Origin of the sequence: Nonomuraea sp. NPDC001636, assembly GCF_040298265.1 — a bacterium.
Lineage (GTDB): Bacteria > Actinomycetota > Actinomycetes > Streptosporangiales > Streptosporangiaceae > Nonomuraea.
Genome location: NZ_JBEOZT010000035.1, coordinates 16,380 through 36,649 on the forward strand (window position 1 = coordinate 16,380; position 20,270 = coordinate 36,649).

The window sequence follows — 20,270 nt, forward strand, 5'->3', positions numbered from 1 at the left end:
GGGACTCAGCCGATAAGCTCTACAGCATGAGCATCTCCCCGTCCTTCCGAGAAGTGTTGTCCCAGCGCGTGATCGTGGCCGACGGGGCTATGGGCACGATGCTCCAGGCGCAGGACCCGACGCTCGACGACTTCGAGGGGCACGAGGGCTGCAACGAGGTCCTCAACGTCACCCGCCCCGACATCGTCCAGGGCGTGCACGACGCGTACTTCGCCGTCGGCGTCGACTGCGTCGAGACCAACACCTTCGGCGCCAACCTGGCCGCGCTCGGCGAGTACGACATCGGCGAGCGCGTCTTCGAGTACTCCGAGGCCGGCGCCCGCATCGCCCGCGAGCGGGCCGACCACTGGTCCACGCCCGAGCAGCCGCGCTTCGTCCTCGGCTCGATGGGTCCCGGCACCAAGCTGCCGACGCTGGGCCACCTGCCCTACCGGAGCCTGCGCGACGCCTACCGCGACAACGCGGCCGGCCTGATCGCGGGCGGCGCCGACGCGCTCATCATCGAGACCTGCCAGGACCTGCTCCAGGTCAAGGCCGCCGTCATCGGCGCCAAGCGGGCCGTCGAGGCGGCCGGCCGGGACGTCCCGATCATCGCCCAGGTGACGATCGAGACCAACGGCGCGATGCTGCTCGGCTCGGAGATCGGCGCCGCGCTCACCGCGATCGAGCCGCTCGGCGTCGACATCGTCGGGCTCAACTGCGCGACCGGCCCGGCCGAGATGAGCGAGCACCTGCGCTACCTCGCCCGCCACTCCCGGCTCAAGCTGTCCTGCATGCCCAACGCCGGCCTGCCGGTGCTCACCTCCGACGGCGCGTACTACCCGCTGTCGGCGCAGGAGCTGGCCGACGCGCACGAGACCTTCGCCCGCGACTACGGCCTGTCGCTGGTCGGCGGCTGCTGTGGCACCACCCCCGAGCACCTGCGCCAGGTGGTCGAGCGGGTGCGCGGCAAGGAGCCGGTCGCGCGCCGCCCCCACCCCGAGCCCGGCGCCTCCTCCCTCTACCAGACGGTCCCCTTCCGCCAGGACACCTCCTACCTGGCCATCGGCGAGCGCTGCAACACCAACGGCTCCAAGGCCTTCCGCGAGGCGATGCTGGAGGGCCGCTGGGACGACTGCGTGGAGACCGCCCGCGACCAGGCCCGCGACGGCGCCCACATGCTCGACCTGTGCGTCGACTACGTCGGCCGCGACGGCGTGGCCGACATGAAGGAGCTGGCCTTCCGCTTCGCCACCGCCTCCACGCTGCCGATCATGCTCGACTCCACCGAGCCCGCCGTGCTCCAGGCCGGCCTGGAGATGCTCGGCGGCCGGGCGGCCGTCAACTCCGTCAACTACGAGGACGGCGACGGCCCCGACTCCCGCTTCCAGAAGATCATGCGCCTGGTGCGCGAGCACGGCGCGGCCGTCGTCGCGCTGACCATCGACGAGGAGGGCCAGGCCCGCACCGCCGACTGGAAGGTGCGCGTGGCCACCCGCCTCATCGAGGACCTGACCGGCAACTGGGGCATGCGCGTCGAGGACATCATCGTCGACTGCCTGACCTTCCCCATCGCGACGGGCCAGGAGGAGACCAGGCGCGACGGCCTGGAGACCATCGAGGCCATCCGCGAGCTCAAGCGCCGCTACCCGGGCGTGCAGACCACGCTGGGGCTGTCCAACATCAGCTTCGGCCTCAACCCGGCCGCCCGCATGGTGCTCAACTCGGTGTTCCTCAACGAGTGCGTCAACGCCGGCCTCGACTCCGCCATCGTGCACGCCTCCAAGATCCTGCCGATGGCCCGCATCCCCGACGAACAGCGCCAGGTCGCGCTCGACATGGTCTACGACCGCCGCCGCGAGGGCTACGACCCGCTGCAGCGCTTCATGGACCTGTTCGAGGGCGTCGACGCCGCGGCCATGCGCGCCGGCAAGGCCGAGGAGCTGGCCGCGCTGCCGCTGTGGGAGCGGCTCAAGCGGCGCATCATCGACGGCGAGCGCAAGGGCCTGGAGGCCGACCTCGACGACGCGCTCACCCAGCGGCCCGCGCTGGAGATCATCAACGAGGTGCTGCTCGACGGCATGAAGACGGTCGGCGAGCTGTTCGGCTCCGGCCAGATGCAGCTGCCGTTCGTGCTGCAGTCGGCCGAGGTGATGAAGGCCGCCGTGGCCCACCTGGAGCCGCACATGGACCGCGTCGAGGGCGAGACCAAGGGCCGCATCGTGCTGGCCACGGTCAAGGGCGACGTGCACGACATCGGCAAGAACCTGGTGGACATCATCCTGTCCAACAACGGCTACCAGGTGGTCAACCTCGGCATCAAGCAGCCGGTCTCGGCCATCCTGGAGGCCGCCGACGAGCAGAAGGCCGACGTGATCGGCATGTCCGGGCTGCTGGTGAAGTCGACGGTCATCATGAAGGAGAACCTGGAGGAGATGAACTCCAGGGGCCTGTCGGAGAAGTACCCGGTGCTGCTCGGCGGCGCCGCGCTGACCCGCGCCTACGTCGAGCAGGACCTCGCCGAGCTGTTCGAGGGCGAGGTGCGCTACGCCCGCGACGCGTTCGAGGGGCTGCGGCTGATGGACTCGTTCATGGCCGTCAAGCGCGGCGTCGAGGGCGCCACGCTGCCGCCGCTGCGCGAGCGGCGGGTCAAGACCGGCGCGGTGCTGCAGCGCACCCCGGTGGAGGAGCTGCCCGCCCGCTCCGACGTGGCCGCCGACAACCCGGTGCCCACGCCGCCCTTCCACGGCGACCGCGTGGTCAAGGGCATCTCGCTGAACGAGTACGCGGCCTTCCTCGACGAGCGCGCCCTGTTCCTGGGCCAGTGGGGCCTCAAGCCCACCAGGGGCGGCGACGGGCCCGGCTACGAGGAGCTGGTCGAGACCGAGGGCCGGCCCAGGCTGCGCATGTGGCTGGAGCGCATGCAGACCGAGGGCCTGCTGGAGGCGGCCGTCGTCTACGGCTACTTCCCGTGCGTCAGCGACGGCGACTCGCTGATCATCCTGGGCGACGACGGCAACGAGCGCACCCGCTTCACCTTCCCGCGCCAGCGCCGCGACCGGCACCTGTGCCTGGCCGACTTCTTCCGGGGCAAGGACTCCGGCGAGGTCGACGTCGTCGGCTTCCAGGTGGCCACCATGGGGGCCAAGATCTCCCAGGCCACCGCCGAGCTGTTCGCCAAGGACGCCTACCGCGACTACCTGGAGCTGCACGGCCTGTCGGTGCAGCTCACCGAGGCGCTGGCCGAGTACTGGCACGCCCGGGTGCGCGCGGAGTGGGGCATCGGCGGCCAGGAGACCCTCGACGACATGCTCAAGGTCAACATCCAGGGCTGCCGCTACTCCTTCGGCTACCCGGCCTGCCCCAACCTGGAGGACCAGCAGCAGCTGTTCGAGCTGCTCGACCCGGGGCGCATCGGCGTCAGCCTGTCGGAGGAGTTCCAGCTCCACCCCGAGCAGGCCACCTCGGCGCTGGTCGCGCACCACCCCGAGGCCAAGTACTTCAACGTCTAGTTCGTCATCGGGGGAAAGCACGTGGAAGCGGTCTTCTTCGACATGGACGGCCTGCTCGTCGACAGCGAGAAGGTCTGGCTGGAGATCGAGACCAGGGTGATGGCCAGGCTCGGCGCCGAGTGGACGCCGCAGCACCAGGCCCACCTGGTCGGCGGGTCCATGGAGCGCACGCTCGACTACATGCTCGCCGTCTCAGGGGCCGACGTGCCGGCGCCGACGGTGCAGGAGTGGATGGTCTCCGGCATGGTCGAGCGCCTGGCCGACGGCGTCGCCGTCATGCCCGGGGCCGCGGAGCTGCTGGAGGCGCTGCGCGACGAGGGGGTGCCGGTCGGCCTGGTCACCTCGTCGATGCGGGAGATCGCCGACGCCGTGCTGAAGGGCTTCGGCGAAGACCGCTTCGACGTCGTCGTCACCGCCGCCGACGTCGAGCGGACCAAGCCCGACCCCGAGCCCTACCTCAAGGCCGCCGGGCTGCTCGGCGTCGAGCCGGTGCGCTGCGTGGTGCTGGAGGACTCACCCAACGGCGTGGCGGCCGCCACGGCGGCCGGCTGCGCCGTCGTTGCCGTCCCCAACCTGCTGCCGGTCGAGCCGGCCCCGGGTCGCCTGGTGGTCTCCTCGCTGGCCGGCGTCGGCGTCGCCGATCTGCGCGCGTTGATCCCCTAGGGGGCGTCTGGTCCTCGCGGAGGAGAGGCTCCCGGCGTTTCGCGTGCCAGGATGGAAGGCGTAGTCGAGACGAGGGGCGGCCGTAATGTTCAATCAGATCGCCTGGTTGCCGCTGTGCGCCGGGGTGACGGCGGTAGGGCTGGTGCTGAGCTTCCTGGCCTTCAGGCGCCGGGGCGCGGCCGCGGGGATGAGGCTGGCGGCCTGGTCCCTGCTGCCGGTGGCGGCCTACCTGACCGGCGCGCTCAGCGCGCTGTGGACGATCGGGGCGACCGCGGTGGGGTTCGTCACCGGGCTGGTGCTCAACCCGATGGTGTGGGCCGGTGTGGCCGTGGCGGGCCTGGCCGCCGTGCTGTTCGTGGTCTCCGGGGTGATGCGCGGCCGCAGGCTGTCCGTGGGGCGCAGGAAGAAGGCCGCTCCGGAGCCGGGCGGGAAGCCGCCGGTTCAGCCCGTAGCGAACAAGGCGCAGCCGTCGGTGGCCCCGAAGACCCCCAAGAACGACGATGACTTCTCCGATATCGAAGCGCTTCTGAAGCGCCGCGGCATCAGCTGATTTCGGACGGAAACGGTCGTGGATCGGCACTGTCACAGTTCCGAGACCCAACCGGGACGGGCCGTAGACATTCACATCAAGATCGATACGAATAAGTTTCGCGTCAATCACAGTTGAGCCACATCGAGCGCTGAGGGACTGGTCATACCAGCTCAGGCCATAGATTCTGCCTCCTGGGGCCGCGACTCTGCGGACTCGCCTTGCACGGGCGCACTACCCTGACCGGGTCGCGCCGACACGGACGACGTCGTCTGGAATCCAGGGGGCCACTGGCATGACCGCACCGCTCGATGTTCCTGACTCGGCCGTCGAGGCCGGGCCGGAGACCGTTCTTGAGGGGGCGGAGTCTTCAGTCATCCGGGGGCGTTCCCTCGGGCAGATCGCCTGGATGCGCCTCAAGCGCGACCGCATCGCGATGATCGGCGGCATCGTCATCGTCCTGCTGATCCTCGTGGCGATCTTCGCGCCGCTGCTGGTGTCGTGGTTCGGTCACGACCCGGCCGAATGGCACCGGGAGAAGATCGACCCGGCGATCCAGGCTCCGATCGGCGCCTTCGGCGGCATGAGCTGGGACTTCCTGTTCGGTGTCGAGCCCACCACGGGCCGCGACCTGTTCAGCCGGATCCTGTACGGCGCCCGCATCTCGCTGCTGATCGCGTTCTTCGCGACGCTGCTGTGCGTGGTGATCGGCACCGTGCTGGGGATGATCGCCGGCTTCTTCGGCGGCTGGGTCGACACCATCATCTCCCGCCTCATGGACATCTTCCTCGCCTTCCCGCTGCTGGTGTTCGCGCTGGCGCTGGCCGGCGTCATCCCCGACAAGGCGTTCGGAATGTCGGGCGACACCCTCAGGATCAGCCTGCTGGTGTTCATCATCGGCTTCTTCAACTGGCCCTACATCGGGCGCATCATCCGAGGCCAGACGCTCTCCCTGCGCGAGCGGGAGTTCGTCGACGCCTCCAGGAGCCTGGGCGCGCGCAGCCACACGATCCTGTTCAAGGAGATCCTGCCCAACCTGCTCGCGCCGATCCTCGTGTACTCGACGCTGCTGATCCCGTCGAACATCCTGTTCGAGGCCGCACTCTCCTTCCTCGGCGTGGGCGTGCGGCCGCCGACCCCCACGTGGGGAGGCATGCTGGCTGAGGCGGTCCACAACTACGACGTGGCGCCCAACTTCATGATCTTCCCCGGCCTCGCGATCTTCATCACCGTGCTGGCGTTCAACCTGCTCGGTGACGGCCTCAGGGACGCCTTCGATCCCAAGGCCCGATAAGGCCTCGTGAGTAGTTATCCGCAAGTTCTCTCAACTCCTAGATTCAAGGGGTGTGTCAGGTCGATGAAGATGAGATCTAAGGCGTCGGCGATCGCGGTGACCGCCGCTCTCGCCGTGGTCGTCTCCGCGTGTGGTGGCGGCGGCGGTGGCAGCAAGAACACCAGCGGCTCGGGCAGCGACGACAAGCCGTCCAGCAAGTACAACGCGGGCGTGACGGCGGTCATCAACCCGTCGGACAAGGTCGGCGGCACCCTCCACATGGGCATGCCCGGCGACTTCGACTCGGTGGACCCGGGCGACATGTACTACGGCTACGCCTGGAACTTCGCCCGCCTCTACACGCGCGCGCTCACCATGTTCAAGCCGGTCCCCGGCGAGGAGGGCCTGCAGCTCGTCGGCGACCTGGCCGAGGGCCTGGGCACGCCGAGCGACGGCGGCAAGACCTGGACGTACAAGCTGCGCAAGGGCGTCAAGTTCGAGGACGGCACCCCGGTGACCTCGAAGGACGTCAAGTACGGCGTGGCGCGCTCGCTGGACAAGGACATCCTGCCCAGCGGCCCGACGTACTTCAACGACTGGCTCGACGTCGGCAGCTACACCGGCCCGTACAAGATGAAGGGCAAGCTCGACGACTTCAAGGCGATCGAGACCCCCGACGACCAGACCATCGTCTTCCACCTGAAGAAGGCGTACGGCGGTTTCGACTACTTCGCCATGCTCCCGCAGACGGCCCCCGTGCCCGAGGCCAAGGACACCGGCTCGAAGTACAAGGAGCACCCGGTCGCGACCGGCCCGTACATGTTCAAGGCGCACGAGCTCACCAAGCGCATCGAGCTCGTCAAGAACCCGAACTGGGACGCGGCGACCGACCCCAACCGCAAGCAGCTCAACGACTCGATCGAGGTGCTGCTGGGCCAGAACGAGGACGACCTCGACCAGCGCCTGCTCTCCGGCAAGATCGACGTCAAGGTCAACAGCACCGGCGTGGCGGCCAACGCCCGCAAGACGGTCCTGACCGACGAGAAGGTCAAGCAGTACGCCGACTCGGCCCCGATCGACCGCACCTGGTTCACCAACATCAACGGTGACGTGCCGCCGTTCGACAACATCCACTGCCGCAAGGCCGTGCTGTACGCGACCGACCGCTCGGCCATCCAGGGCGCCTACGGCGGCCCGGACGCCGGTGGCGACGTGGCCCTCAGCCTCATGCCGGCCAAGATGACCGGTTACGAGAAGATCGACCCCTACGGCGTCGAGGCCAACCCGACCGGTGACCTCGCCAAGGCCAAGGAAGAACTGGCGGCCTGCGGCCAGCCCAACGGCTTCAGCACCACCATCTCCTTCCGCAACGAGCGCTCGGCCGAGAAGCAGACCGCCGAGTCGCTGCAGCAGTCGCTCGGCCGCGTGGGCATCAAGCTGGAGCTCAAGGGCTTCCCGCAGGGTGACTACTTCAAGCTGTACGCCGGCAAGCCCGACTTCGCCAAGAAGAACAACCTGGGCCTCATGGTCTACGGCTGGGGCGCCGACTACCCCGAGGGCTTCGGCTTCTTCCAGCAGATCGTCGACAGCCGGGTCATCCGTCCCGCCGGTAACACCAACCTCGGCGTGAAGGACCCCAAGATCGACGAGCTGATCGACCAGGCCGCGGGCGAGACCGACGCGACCAAGCGCAACAGCATCTGGGCCGCTGTCGACAAGCAGGTCATGGAGTCGGCCTACATCCTTCCCTACGTCTGGGCGCACGGCCTGTTCTACCGCCCGCCGCAGCTGAAGAACGTCTTCGTCTCCCAGAACTGGGGCATGTACGAGTTCCTCACGCTGAGCACCCAGTAACAACGGCGCCAACTGCCGGAACGTCCCGTACCGAAAGCAGGTGAAGGCTTCGGCGGCCGGGCTCACAAGGCCCGGCCGCCATGGCCGAGATCAGTGTTCACATACATTCTCAGACGGTTGATAGCGGCCGTCATGCTGCTCTTCGTGGTGAGCATCGCGACGTTCGCCATCTTCTTCCTCGTGCCTCGGCTCGCTGGGATGTCCGCTGACGACCTGGCCTCCCGGTACGTGGGCAAGGCGGCCAACGCCGAGGTGATCCACGACACGGCTGTGCGCCTCGGCTTCTACGACCCGATCCTGGTCCAGTACGGGCGTTTCGTGCAGGGCATCTTCGTCGGCGTCGACCGCAACTACGGCCCCGGCATCGAGCACTGCCCGGCGCCCTGCTTCGGCTACAGCTACGTCAGCCAGAACCCGGTCCTGCCCGACCTGCTCAACCGCCTGCCGATCACCTTGTCGCTGGCGCTCGGCGCGGCCGTGGTGTGGGTCATCTTCGGCGTGGCCACCGGCGTGTTGTCGGCGCTGCGCCGCGGCAGCTTCTTCGACCGCCTGTCCATGGGCATCGCCCTGGCCGGCGTCTCGCTGCCGATCTTCTTCACCGGCATCGTCTCCCTGGCCATCTTCCGCGACCAGCTCGGCCTGGTCGGCGACGTGGCCGACTGGGTGCCGATCAGTGAAGACCCGCTCACCTGGGCCAACAACCTCATGCTGCCCTGGGTGACGCTCGCCTTCCTGTACGCCGCCGGCTACGCCCGCCTCACCCGCGCGGGCATGCTGGAGACCATGTCGGAGGACTACATCCGCACGGCCAGGGCCAAGGGCCTGCCCGAGCGGAAGGTGGTGCTCAAACACGGGCTGCGGGCCACGCTCACCCCCGTGGTCACCATGTTCGGCCTCGACCTGGGGCTGCTGCTCGGCGGCGCCGTCCTGACCGAGAGCACCTTCTCGCTGCCCGGCATCGGCAAGTACGCCGTCGACGCCATCAGCAACAACGACCTTCCCCAGGTGATGGGCGTCACGATCGTCGCGGCGGCCTTCATCATCCTGGCCAACCTGATCGTCGACCTGCTCTACGCGGTCGTTGACCCGAGAGTGAGGCTGGCGTGAGTCCCTTCCTCGACGTCAAGGACCTGAAGATCCACTTCCCGACCGACGACGGCCTGGTCCGGTCCGTCGACGGGCTGACCTTCAGCCTCGAACGCGGCAAGACCCTCGGCATCGTCGGCGAGTCCGGCTCGGGCAAGTCGGTGACCAGCCTCGGCATCCTCGGCCTGCACAAGGGCAAGGGCGCCAACGTCTCGGGCGAGATCTGGCTCGACGGCGAGGAGCTCGTGGGCGCCTCGCAGGAGCACGTGCGGGGGCTGCGCGGCAAGAAGATGGCGATGATCTTCCAGGATCCGCTGTCGGCGATGCACCCCTTCTACACGGTCGGCGACCAGATCGTCGAGGCGTACCGGATCCACCACAAGGTCACCAAGGCCGTCGCCAAGAAGCACGCCGTGGACATGCTGGGCCGCGTGGGCATCCCCGAGCCGCAGCGCCGCGTCGACTCCTACCCGCACGAGTTCTCCGGCGGCATGCGCCAGCGCGCGATGATCGCCATGGCGCTGTCGTGCGACCCCGAACTGCTCATCGCCGACGAGCCGACCACCGCGCTCGACGTGACCGTGCAGGCCCAGATCCTCGACCTCATGGTCGACCTGCAGCGCGAGTTCAACTCCGCGCTGATCATCATCACCCACGACCTGGGCGTGGTGGCCGAGCTGTCCGACGACATCCTGGTCATGTACGGCGGCAAGTGCATCGAGTACGGCACCGCCGACGACATCTTCTACCGTCCCGAGCACCCCTACACATGGGGTCTACTGGGATCGATGCCCCGCCTCGACCGGGAGCCCACCGAACGGCTGCTGCCGATCAAGGGCTCGCCGCCGTCCCTGATCAACGTGCCTCCGGGCTGCGCCTTCCACCCCCGCTGCCCCTACGCCGAGCGCACCGGGGGCAAGTCCAGCAGCGAGGTGCCCGGCCTGATCGAGACCGAGGGCGGCCACCTGGTGCGCTGCCACATGAGCAGGACGGAGCGGCGGGAGCTGTGGGAGAACGAGATCAAGCCAGTGCTGGAGAGCCAGTGAGCGAGACGGTGACCGCGAACGAGCCGCTTCTTTCCGTCCAAGGGCTGGAGAAGCACTTCCCGGTGACGAAGGGCCTGCTCAAGCGGCAGGTCGGCGCCGTCAAGGCGGTCGACGGGGTCAGCTTCGACGTCTTCAAGGGCGAGACGCTCGGCCTGGTGGGGGAGTCCGGCTGCGGCAAGTCCACCACCGGCCGCCTGGTCACCAGGCTCCTTGAGCCGACCGGCGGCAAGGTCGTCTTCGAGGGCCAGGACATCACGCACATGGGGCAGGGCAGGCTGAGGCCGCTCCGCCGCGACATGCAGATGATCTTCCAGGACCCGTTCTCGTCGCTGAACCCCCGCCACACCGTCGGCACCATCGTCGGCGCGCCGTTCCGCATCCAGGGCGTGCAGACCGAGAACGGCGTCAAGAAGGCGGTCCAGGACATCCTCGCCCTGGTCGGGCTCAACCCCGAGCACTACAACCGCTACCCGCACGAGTTCTCCGGCGGTCAGCGGCAGCGCATCGGCATCGCCCGCACGCTCGCGCTCAAGCCCAAGCTCATCATCGCCGACGAGCCGGTCTCCGCGCTCGACGTGTCCATCCAGGCCCAGGTCGTCAACCTGCTGGAGGACCTGCAGAACGAGCTCGACCTGACCTACGTCGTGATCGCCCACGACCTGTCGGTGGTGCGCCACATCAGCGACCGGGTCGCGGTCATGTACCTGGGCAAGATCGTCGAGATCGCCGACCGCAAGAGCCTCTACAGCTCGCCGATGCACCCCTACACCAACGCCCTGCTGTCGGCCGTGCCCGTGCCCGACCCCAAGGCGCGCAAGGAACGCGAGCGCATCAGGCTCACCGGCGACGTGCCCAGCCCGCTCAACCCGCCGCCCGCCTGCCGCTTCCACACCCGCTGCTGGAAGGCGCAGGAGATCTGCAAGACGGTCGAGCCGCCCCTGGAGCAGCTGGCCGACGGCCACCGCGTGGCCTGCCACTTCCCGGAGAACGCGCCCGCCGCCGCGACCGCCGCGGCGACCCAGGCCTGAACCGGACGCCTGAACCGGGCCCGAGCCGGGTTCGACCGGGCCTCGATCGGGGCCTGACCTTGCGGCCGCCGCCCTCCTGCCGGGGCGGCGGCCTCAGGACATCGTGCCGGGCGTGATCAGCCCGGTCTCGTACGCCAGCACCACGGCCTGCACCCGGTCGCGCAGCCCCAGCTTGGTCAGCACGTTGCCCACGTGCGTCTTGACCGTCGTCTCGCTCACCACGAGCTTGGCCGCGATCTCCGCGTTGGACATGCCCTTGGCGATCAGCCGCAGCACCTCCAGCTCCCGCTCGGTCAGCCGGTCGAGGCGGGCCGGCGTGGCCTGCTCGTAGGCCGAGGGCAGCCGCTTGGAGAACCGGTCGAGCAGCCGCCTGGTCACGCTCGGCGCCACGATCGCGTCGCCGGCCGCCACCACCCGGATCGCCTGCACCAGCTCGTCGGGCGGCACGTCCTTCAGCAGGAAGCCCGACGCCCCCGACCGCAGCGCCTCCACGATGTACTCGTCGAGGTCGAACGTGGTCAGCACCAGCACCTTCGGCACGTGCGCCGTGGGCGCGGCCTCCCGCACGATCCGGCGGGTCGCCTCGATGCCGTCGACGCCCGGCATGCGGATGTCCATGAGCACCACGTCGGGCAGCAGCGCCCTGGTCTGCTCCATCGCGTCCTTGCCGTCGCCGGCCTGGCCGACCACCGTGATGTCGGACTCGGCCTCCAAGATCAGGCGAAATCCCGTGCGAAGCAGCGGCTGGTCGTCCACCAGCAGCACTCTGATCGTCATTGGCCGTCCTTCAACGGGAACCTCGCCCGCACCTCGAAACCGCCCCCCGGTCGCGGACCGATGTTCAGAATTCCACCATAGAGTGCGACCCGCTCGCGAATGCCGACCAGGCCGTGGCCCGGCCGGTCGGCCGCCGGGGCCGTGCCCCTGCCGTCGTCCTCGACGCGTACGTCAAGGCCCGAGGGGGCGTGGGAGACGGTGACCACCGCCTCCGCCCCGGCCCCCGCGTGCCGCAGGCTGTTCGTCAGCCCCTCCTGGACCAGCCGGTAGGCGGCCAGGTCGACACCGGCGGGCAGCGGCCGCGGCTCGCCCTCCACGCGCAGCCGCGTGGGCAGCCCCGCCTCGCGCATCTGCTCCACCAGCCCCGGCAGGTCGCCCACGCCCGGCTGCGGCCCCAACTCGGCCCGCGCGTCGGTACGCAGCACGCCCACGATGTTGCGCATCTCCGACATGGCCAGCCGCCCGGTGTTCTCGATCGCCGACAGCGCCTCCCGCGCCAGGTCGGGATCGGCGGCCAGCACCCGCCGCGCCGCGGCCGCCTGCACCGTCATCACGCTCACGTGGTGGGCCACCACGTCGTGCAGCTCACGGGCGATACGTGAGCGCTCCTCGGCCCGCGCGGCCCGCGTGTCGGCCGCGTGGGCCCGCTCCAGCCGGGCCGCCCGGTCGCGCAGCTCCTCCAGGTACGCCCGCCGCAGCCGCAGGCTCCTGCCCGCCCCCCAGACCGCCAGCAGCACCAGGACCGCCACCACGTGCCCGCTCGCGCCCGGCCCCGTGACCGGCCCGGCCAGCGCCCCCACCGCGTACGTCAGCAGCGAGACCAGCAGCCCGCCCAGCGCCACCGCCAGCCCCCGGTTGGAGGCCACCGAGTACACCAGCACCAGGCTGGACACCCCCGACGCGCCGGTGCCGTAACCCAGCGCGGTCAGCGCCGTCTCGGGGATCAGGCCGGCGCACAGCGCCGCCAGCGGCCAGCGCCTGCGCACCGCGATGGGCGCGGCGGCCAGCACCAGCAGCGCCGCCCCGAGCCCGTCGGGCGCGCGCATGCTCACCGTCGTCAGCTCCGCCGGCTCCAGGCGCTCGGGCCCGTAGAGGAGGAAGAGCGTCACCGAGGCCGCGGCCACCACCACGGCCAGGACCGTGTCGTGGAACAGGGGTCGGTCGATCCGCACCGCTTCACTGTAGGCCCAGGTGAGAGCCTTGAACTCCTCCCTTCGGAGGATAACGGGCGGCCTGTGGGAGGGCTACGGGCCCAGGGCTACAGCTCGTCGGTGGCCGCGCGCCGGTTGCTGCGCACCGTGTCGCCGGGCTGGCGGTCGGGCACCGGCGGCGGGGTGCCGCCGAACTCCGGGCACAGCGCCTGGTGGTCGCACCAGTCGCACAGCCGGCTGCGGCGCGCCCGCCACTCGCCGGTCTCCAGCGCCCGCTCGATCGCCGTCCACAGAGCCATCACCTTGCGCTCGGTGGCCAGCAGGTCGGCCTCGTCGGGGGCGTAACGCAGCACCTCGCCGCGCCCGCCCAGGTAGACCAGCTGCAGCAGCCGGGGCACCTGCCCGCGCAGCCGCCACAGCACCAGCGCGTAGAACTTCATCTGGAACAGCGCCTTGGCCTCGAAGTCGGGGCCCGGCGCGCTGCCCGTCTTGTAGTCGACCACCCGGACCTCGCCGGTGGGCGCCACGTCGAGCCGGTCGACGTAGCCGCGCAGCATCAGGCCGCCGTCGAGCACCGCCTGCACGTAGAGCTCGCGCTCGGCGGGCTCCAGCCGGGTCGGGTCCTCCAGCGTGAAGTAGCGCTCCAGCATCGCCCGCGCCTGCGCCAGCCACTCGGCCTGCTCGGCGTCGTCGGCGAACATCCGCGCGTACTGCTCGTCCTCCTGCAGCAGCCGCTGCCACTGGGGCTCCAGCAGCTCCAGCGCCGCCTGCACCGACCGGCGCGGCGCCGGCAGGTCGTAGAGCCGCTCCAGGACGGCGTGCACCACGGTGCCGCGCACGGCCGCCGGGGAGGGTTTCTCGGGCAGCTGGTCGATGACCCGGAACCGGTAGAGCAGGGGACAGGTCATGAAATCGCCTGCCCGGGACGGGGAGAGAGCTCCGATGATCACCGGTTCGGTCAACGTCATGCACCGCACTCTAGGTCAAGAGCCCGACAGAATAACCCTCGCCGGGACGAGGATCACGTGATCCGGCGCGTAGCATCGAGGCAGCAACAGCACGTAATGGACGTACGAGGAGTGCGGTGAGCGAGCAGAGCCCGCGTCAGGAGTTCCCCGGCCTTCGGATGGGGCGGCCCTTCGGCATCCCGGTGTACGTCTCCTGGACGTGGTTCATCGTCGCCGCCTTCATCACCGTCATGTTCGGCCCCCGCATGCGCGACATGCTCCCCGAGCTGGACAGCACCGTCGCCTACGCGGTGGCCTTCGTCTTCGCCGTGCTGCTCTACGTCTCGGTGCTGCTGCACGAGCTGGCCCACAGCGTGCTGGCCAAGATGTTCGGCCTGCCGGTGCGCCGGATCACCCTCTACTTCCTCGGCGGCGTGTCGGAGATCGAGAAGGAGCCGCCGACGCCGGGCAAGGAGTTCCTGGTCGCCGCCGCCGGGCCGGCCCTGTCGCTGGGCCTGGCCGGGCTCGGCCTGCTCGCCGACACGTACGTGATCAACGACGGCGGCATCGCCGAGGTGCTCATCTGGCAGCTGTGGGTGGCCAACCTCATCGTCGGCGTGTTCAACCTGCTGCCCGGCCTGCCGCTCGACGGCGGCCGGATGCTGCGCGCGGGCGTGTGGAAGCTGACCAAGAACCCCGGCTCCGGCACGGTCGTGGCCGCCTGGGGCGGGCGCGTGCTGGCCGTGCTGCTGGTCGTGCTGCCGTTCGCGACGTCGATGACGAGCGGGCAGGAGTTCGACCCCGTCGAGCTGCTGTGGCCGGTGGTGCTGGCCTCCTTCATCTGGATGGGCGCCACCCAGTCGCTCCGCGTGGCCCGCATCCGCGCCCGCATCCCACAGGTCAACGCACGCGCGCTGGCCCGCAGGGCCATCCCGGTGGCGGCCGAGACGCCGCTGGCCGAGGCGCTGCGGCAGGCCGCCGAGCAGCGGGCCGGCGCCCTGGTGGTGGTCGACCACGACGGACGGCCGGTCGCCATCGTCAACGAGGCCGCCGTCCAGGCCACCCCCGAGCACCGGCGCCCCTGGGTCGACGTGGCCTCGCTGGCCAAGGCGCTCGAACCGACCATGGTGCTGGCCGCCGACCTGACCGGCGAGCCGCTCATCGACGCCATGCGCTCGGCCCCCGCGGGTGAGTACCTGCTGGTGGAGCACGGCGGCGAGATCTACGGCGTGCTCGCCACCGCCGACGTCAACCGCGTCTTCACCGGGGTCTGACATGCCCGGCGCGTTTGCGGCTAAGGTCTTGTCCGGCCACTTCCCGTAGCCCGGCGATTTCGATGCCAGGACGGCAGGCCGATAGTCTTCTGTTTGGCCGAACTTGCACAGTTGACGGGTTGGTCGTGGTCCACCGGTTCACCGAATCGAGACGCCTGGGCCGCGACACGGCGTCGTCGTCTGGGTATGCGTATGGCTGGTGGCCGGCACGGCAGTGCGGGTGCCGTAAGATCGCCGGCTTCCGGGGAGGAGAGTTGAGTGACCGAGCGCAGCGAGGGCACCGATGAGCGCAGCACGGTCGTCATGAGGGAGGGCGCATGAGCGGCCAGGGCTTCGGAGTGGTGCGTCCCCTTCCCGGTGACGGGCTGGTCGCCTACATCGGCGGCCTGCTGCTGGTGTGCGACGCGGGCGAGGCGGCCGCCGACGGCCTGATCGAGGCGCTGCGCGAGACCGCGGCCTCCGGCGGCGACGGCCGGGCGCTGGCCCGCCGCGCGGCGCAGGTGCTGGCCGCCAACATGGCGGGCGACCCGGCCACGTGCGCGGTCGCCGGTCCCGTGGGCGGCGGCGTGGCCGTGCTGGTCAGCGGCTCGGCCTCGGCCTCGGTCAGCACCTCCGGCGGCGAGACGCGCCTGGCCGGCAGCGACTCCCTCACCTGGGCCGACCGGCTGATCAGCGGCCCGGTCGAGCGCGTCGAGCTCACCCTGCCCGGCGCCGGCAGTGCGCATCCCGCGGTCGGCTTCGAGGGCGGCGTCGTCCACGGCGGCGGCCTGATCGGCGACCTCACCGACCAGCCGTCGCACGTCCGTCCCCAGGGGCAGGCGGCCGACCGGTCCAGGCCGCTCACCAGCGAGATGCCCAACACGGCCCTGCACATGGAGCCCGACCTGGCGCCGCCGCCCGAGCGGCCCGCGGAGCGGCCCGTCGAGCGGCCTCCCTACCCGCTGGCCGACCAGCCGCCGATCGTCCAGGGCCCGCCCTCGGGCGCGCAGGCCGGCGTCCCGCACCCGGGCCCCCAGCCCGGTCCCCACTCCGGCCCTCACTCCGGCCCGCCGTCGCTGGACCAGCCGCCGTTCGGGCACGAGCAGCCGCCCTTCGGCCAGGAGCAGGCCCCGTTCGGGCACGAGCAGCCGCCCTACCTCCCGCCCCAGGACCAGCCTCCCTTCCTGCCCGCGCAGGAGCAGTCCCACGCCGAGCCCCAGCAGCAGTTCCCGTCCTACGACGAGCTGCCGCCGTCCGGCAACGGCATGGCCGACCAGCCGCAGCAGCACATGGGCCCGCCCGATCACTTCGACCAGCCGGCCCCGCCCGTGCTCGGCCCGCCGGAGCACTTCGACCACCCGGGGCCGCCGCCGCAGGAGCAGCAGGGCGACCACGGCGACCGCCCGCTGGTCTACGGGGTCGACTGCAAGAACGACCACTTCAACGACCCGAGGGTGCCCTACTGCGCCGTCTGCGGCATCGCCCTGGTGCAGCGGACGCTGGTGCCGTACAAGGGGCCGCGGCCCTCGCTCGGGGTGCTCATCCTCGACGACGGCACGGCGCTGCCGCTGGAGAGCGACTACCTGCTGGGCCGTGACCCCGAGCGCGCGCCCGAGGTGGCGGGCGGCTCGGCCAGGCCCGCCAAGGTCACCAGCCCTGACGGCTCGGTCTCGCGCCGCCACCTGCGGGTGGCCCTCGACGGCTGGGACGTCAACCTGGTCGACCTGGGGTCGGTCAACGGCACCCAGATCCAGCCGCCCGGCGACCCCAACTTCTACGACATCCCGCCCAACGAGCCGGTCACCATCGCGCCCGGCACGACGGTCCGCGTGGGCGTCTCCCGCACGCTCCGCTTCGAGGCCCACCGGGGCTGATCCCGGCACCCGTCCGCCCGCACCTCTTTGCCGGGGTGCGGGCGTTCGTGTTTCCGGAAAACCCTTTAAGAGATACGCCAGGAATGTCTGGTGTCGAATGGCTGAATGGGAAATGCCAGGGTCGGGGGAGGGGGGTTAGTAAGGGTATTTCATGGGCGCTGGGCGATATTTCGGGAAAAGTCAGGACCGGGGGCAGGGGGCTTCTCCGAAAGAGGGATGCGGGCCGTCCCGAAAGGGCGGCCGCGCCAATGGGGCAGCCGTTCCGAGGGGGCGGAAGTTCGGAGGGTACAGCCCCCGAGGGGCGGGCGTTCCGAGGGTGCAGCCCGTCCTGGAGGGTGCCAGGCCAGAAGGTGCAGCCCGTTCTGCAGGGGGGGGCAGGCCAGAAGGTGCAGCCCGTTCCGAAGGGGTGGCCTGGCCCAGGTGGGTAGGTGGGCCTGGGGTCAGGTGGGGCGGAAGGTGCGTACGCCGCGCAGCAGGCGCACGGCCGCCTCCAGGCCGCGAGCCCCTTCCACCGCCCGTCCCGCCGCCGTCGCGTACCGGCTCAGCAGGTGTTCGTCCCCCTCCTGGAACCCCCGTCCCGCCACCCACACGAACGTGTGGTCGCGGACCTGCGCCGGCACCGGCACGGCCAGGAACCCCGGCTCGCCCATCGTCTCGTCCCGCGCCAGCCGGAGCGACCCCTCCGCGGCGGCCAGCTCCTTCAGCACCCCCGACCCCGACAACCACCGCCGCACCCGCAGCGGGTCTCCCGGCGGCGCGTGGACGTGCAGCGGACGGGCGTCCCGCCGCAGCACGTCCACGTGCACGAACCCGGCGTACGCGGTGCCCGCCACGGCCGCCGCGGCGCGCGCGAGCCGATCGATCACGTCGGCGACCTCCAGGCAGGAGAACGCGGTGATGAGTTCACGCATGGCGATATCGACACGGTTGTTTGGCATCGCGGTGATTCCCTCGGGTAGAGGGGGAAGAGATCGCGCGGCCCGATCACGCGAAACTCCGAACGGTGCCCCGGAGTATCACCCTCGACGCGGCTCCTGACTACCCCTCAACAGGAAATTGCGATTTTTCCGCATTTCGCAGGCAGAGCCGGTCGAGCGGTTCACGACGGGCGCAGCCGCACCCACTCCACGTCGTCCGCCCGCGTGCCGTCGGGCTTCGGGAACAGCTCCCGGTGCAGGCTCTCCCTGCTGAAACCGGCACGTTCCAGCACCGCGTGCGAGGCCGTGTTCACCACGTCGGTGCCCGCCACCACCCGGTGCAGGGCCGTGCGCGCGAACGCCCAGTCGACCAGCAGCCGCACCGCGCGGGTCATGAACCCCCTGCCGCGGAAATCCGGCATCAGCGAGTAGCCGATCATGGCCTGCCCGAGCACGGGGAGGACCTGCATGAGCTGGAGGTGCCCGGCGAACGCGCCGGTGGCGGCGTCCCTGATCGCCAGTTCGATCCGCTGCCCGGTGACCCACCAGTAGCCGGTGCAGCGGCAGCGCTGCTCGTCCTCCTCCAGGGAGGCGGGCGGGGTCAGGGAGTAGGCGGTCACGCTCGGGTCGCACATCATCCGGTGGTACTCCGGGGCGTCCTCCACCGAGAGCGGCACGAGCCGCACCACGCCGTCGGTCAGCTCGCCGCCGTCGAAGAAGGGCAGGTACGGCTCCTCGGCCGCCGCCGGCTCCCCGGCGACCCGGGCGAAGGACACCAGGTCGGCCCACCGCCCGTCGCGCAGCCGCTTGGCCTTGCGCCGCCGGCCCTCCTCGCGGAACCCGGCCCTGAGCGCGACCCTGAGGCTGGCCACGTTCTCCACCTCGGCCTGCAGCTCCACCCGGTGCACGCCCTGGTCGGTGAGCCAGTCGGACACCGCCCTGGCGGCTCGGGCGGCCACGCCCCTGCCGCGCGCCCACGGCGCCACCACGTAGCCGATCTCGGCCGTGCCCCAGCGGTCGGGCGGCTGCACCCCGATCGCGCCGCAGTAGCGGCCGTCCTCGGTGACGGCCCACTCCGCGCCGCCCGAGGCCCACTTGTCCTCGGCGTACTTCAGGTAGGCGCGGGCGTCCTCGATCCGGTACGGCGACGGCACCAGCGGCAGATGCCGGGCGGTGACGGGGTCGTCCATCATGCGCGCGATCGCCTCGGCGTCGGGCTCGGCGGGCATTCGCAGGATCAGGGGGCCGGTGGAGATCACGTCGCGCGGGAGCATCCCCCATAGATACCGTGCGTCCGGAGGCGTGAGAAACCCATATAACCTTGCCGACATGGGTTTCCGCAGGCATGGGCCGTTCCAGGCAGGGGATCAGGTGCAGCTCACCGACCCCAAGAACAAGCGCCACACGATCACGCTCAAGCAGGACGGCGTCTTCCACACGCACAAGGGCGCCATCCCGCACAGCGAGCTGATCGGGCAGCCTGAAGGCTCCGTCGTGCGGTCTTCCGGCGGCACCGCCTACCTCGCCTTCCGCCACCTGCTCCAGGACTACACGCTCGCGATGCCGCGCGGCGCGGCCGTCATCTACCCCAAGGACGCCTCGATGATCGTCGGCATGGCCGACGTGTTCCCCGGCGCCCGGGTGATCGAGGCCGGGGTCGGCTCCGGCGCCCTGACCTGCTTCCTGCTGCGCGCCGTCGGCCCCGAGGGCCACGTCACCTCCTACGAGCGCCGCGAGGAGTTCTCCGAGGTGGCCCGCAAGAACGTGGAGAAGTTCTTCGGCGGCCCGATGGAGGACAACTGGCGCCTGGTGGTCGGCGACCTGGTCTCCTCGATCGACGAGGCCGACGTCGACCGCGTCATCCTCGACATGCTGGCTCCCTGGGAGTGCGTCGACGCCGCCGCCAAGGCCCTCACGCCGGGCGGCGTCATCTGCTGCTACGTCGCCACCACCACCCAGATGTCCAAGACCGTGGAGGCCATTCGCGATCACGGGTGTTTCACCGAGCCTCATGCGTGGGAGACCCTGGTTCGCGACTGGCATGTCGAAGGGCTCGCGGTACGTCCCGATCATCGGATGATCGGCCACACCGGCTTCCTCGTCAGCGCCCGCCGCATGGCAGACGGAGTGACGCCGCCACCGCGACGCCGCCGACCGAAGGGAACCACCGAGGAACTATGACAATTTGGCCACGAGGGTGCGTTGGTGCGTGACACGGGAACAGATCGCCGTGTTCATATGCTGGGAGTATTAAACGCACCATTGAGGATTATTCACCGAATACTGCATGTCACTCGACGAACACTGCCCGGCCAGGTTACGGAGGGGCCCGAGATAGGTAAGGTCCTTAGTAGTCGCCCTCGACTGGGAAGGAGGTGACG

Annotated in this window: 16 protein-coding genes; 11 read left to right on the plus strand and 5 right to left on the minus strand. The window is 70.3% G+C overall.

The features are described from left to right. Window positions 1–26: 26 nt before the first annotated feature. From metH to ABT158_RS43635, 8 genes are all read left to right on the plus strand, one after another. On the plus strand, window positions 27–3,491 hold the full coding sequence (gene metH, locus ABT158_RS43600) for a methionine synthase (RefSeq protein WP_352364020.1): 3,465 nt from the start codon (window positions 27–29) through the stop codon (window positions 3,489–3,491). 21 nt (window positions 3,492–3,512) lie between these two features. After that, window positions 3,513–4,154, plus strand: coding sequence for an HAD family hydrolase (locus ABT158_RS43605; RefSeq protein ID WP_352364022.1), 642 nt, complete (start codon window positions 3,513–3,515; stop codon window positions 4,152–4,154). Between the two features lie 85 nt (window positions 4,155–4,239). Then, window positions 4,240–4,704: a cellulose synthase gene (locus tag ABT158_RS43610; RefSeq protein WP_352364024.1), complete on the plus strand. Its 465-nt coding sequence runs from the start codon at window positions 4,240–4,242 to the stop codon at window positions 4,702–4,704. A 274-nt stretch (window positions 4,705–4,978) separates the two neighbouring features. Next, window positions 4,979–5,977 carry an ABC transporter permease gene (locus tag ABT158_RS43615; protein ID WP_352364026.1) on the plus strand — a complete coding sequence of 333 codons (999 nt, stop codon included), beginning with the start codon at window positions 4,979–4,981 and terminating at the stop codon, window positions 5,975–5,977. Between the two features lie 63 nt (window positions 5,978–6,040). After that, window positions 6,041–7,810: an ABC transporter substrate-binding protein gene (locus ABT158_RS43620; protein ID WP_352364028.1), complete on the plus strand. Its 1,770-nt coding sequence runs from the start codon at window positions 6,041–6,043 to the stop codon at window positions 7,808–7,810. 93 nt (window positions 7,811–7,903) lie between these two features. Further along, window positions 7,904–8,917, plus strand: a complete 1,014-nt coding sequence (locus tag ABT158_RS43625; protein WP_352364030.1) for an ABC transporter permease — start codon at window positions 7,904–7,906, stop codon at window positions 8,915–8,917. Continuing rightward, a complete protein-coding gene (locus ABT158_RS43630) occupies window positions 8,914–9,942 on the plus strand; it encodes an ABC transporter ATP-binding protein (RefSeq protein ID WP_352364032.1) in 1,029 nt (342 codons plus the stop codon). Before ABT158_RS43625 ends, ABT158_RS43630 begins: the two co-directional genes overlap by 4 nt. Next, a complete protein-coding gene (locus ABT158_RS43635) occupies window positions 9,939–10,970 on the plus strand; it encodes an ABC transporter ATP-binding protein (RefSeq protein WP_352364034.1) in 1,032 nt (343 codons plus the stop codon). The genes ABT158_RS43630 and ABT158_RS43635 overlap by 4 nt, the downstream gene beginning before the upstream one ends. 93 nt (window positions 10,971–11,063) lie before the next feature. Here the strand turns inward: ABT158_RS43635 and ABT158_RS43640 are convergent, their stop codons facing one another. The 3 genes from ABT158_RS43640 to ABT158_RS43650 all read right to left on the minus strand — a co-directional run bounded on the left by ABT158_RS43640 (window position 11,064) and on the right by ABT158_RS43650 (window position 13,866). Then, on the minus strand, window positions 11,064–11,747 hold the full coding sequence (locus tag ABT158_RS43640; RefSeq protein ID WP_352364036.1) for a response regulator: 684 nt from the start codon (window positions 11,745–11,747) through the stop codon (window positions 11,064–11,066). Continuing rightward, entirely contained in the window at window positions 11,744–12,919 is a 1,176-nt protein-coding gene (locus ABT158_RS43645) for a sensor histidine kinase (RefSeq protein WP_352364038.1), read from the minus strand. Before ABT158_RS43645 ends, ABT158_RS43640 begins: the two co-directional genes overlap by 4 nt. An 86-nt stretch (window positions 12,920–13,005) precedes the next feature. Next, window positions 13,006–13,866, minus strand: coding sequence for a RecB family exonuclease (locus ABT158_RS43650; protein WP_352364040.1), 861 nt, complete (start codon window positions 13,864–13,866; stop codon window positions 13,006–13,008). A gap of 116 nt (window positions 13,867–13,982) precedes the next feature. Here ABT158_RS43650 and ABT158_RS43655 point away from each other — a divergent pair, with 116 nt between their 5' ends. Further along, window positions 13,983–15,119 (plus strand): site-2 protease family protein, encoded by a 1,137-nt coding sequence (locus tag ABT158_RS43655; protein WP_352364042.1) that lies wholly within the window; start codon window positions 13,983–13,985, stop codon window positions 15,117–15,119. 317 nt (window positions 15,120–15,436) lie between these two features. Then, window positions 15,437–16,972 carry an FHA domain-containing protein gene (locus ABT158_RS43660; RefSeq protein WP_352364044.1) on the plus strand — a complete coding sequence of 512 codons (1,536 nt, stop codon included), beginning with the start codon at window positions 15,437–15,439 and terminating at the stop codon, window positions 16,970–16,972. A 440-nt stretch (window positions 16,973–17,412) separates the two neighbouring features. Here the strand turns inward: ABT158_RS43660 and ABT158_RS43665 are convergent, their stop codons facing one another. Together ABT158_RS43665 and ABT158_RS43670 are read right to left on the minus strand one after the other, a co-directional pair. Next, complete coding sequence (locus ABT158_RS43665; RefSeq protein WP_352364046.1) at window positions 17,413–17,883, minus strand: hypothetical protein; 471 nt, start codon at window positions 17,881–17,883, stop codon at window positions 17,413–17,415. A 188-nt stretch (window positions 17,884–18,071) separates the two neighbouring features. Continuing rightward, on the minus strand, window positions 18,072–19,163 hold the full coding sequence (locus ABT158_RS43670) for a GNAT family N-acetyltransferase (RefSeq protein ID WP_352364048.1): 1,092 nt from the start codon (window positions 19,161–19,163) through the stop codon (window positions 18,072–18,074). Window positions 19,164–19,218: 55 nt separating this feature from the next. On the opposite strand from ABT158_RS43670, the gene ABT158_RS43675 reads away from it, so the two are divergent. Continuing rightward, window positions 19,219–20,070, plus strand: coding sequence for a tRNA (adenine-N1)-methyltransferase (locus ABT158_RS43675; RefSeq protein WP_352364050.1), 852 nt, complete (start codon window positions 19,219–19,221; stop codon window positions 20,068–20,070). The last annotated feature ends 200 nt before the right edge of the window (window positions 20,071–20,270 follow it).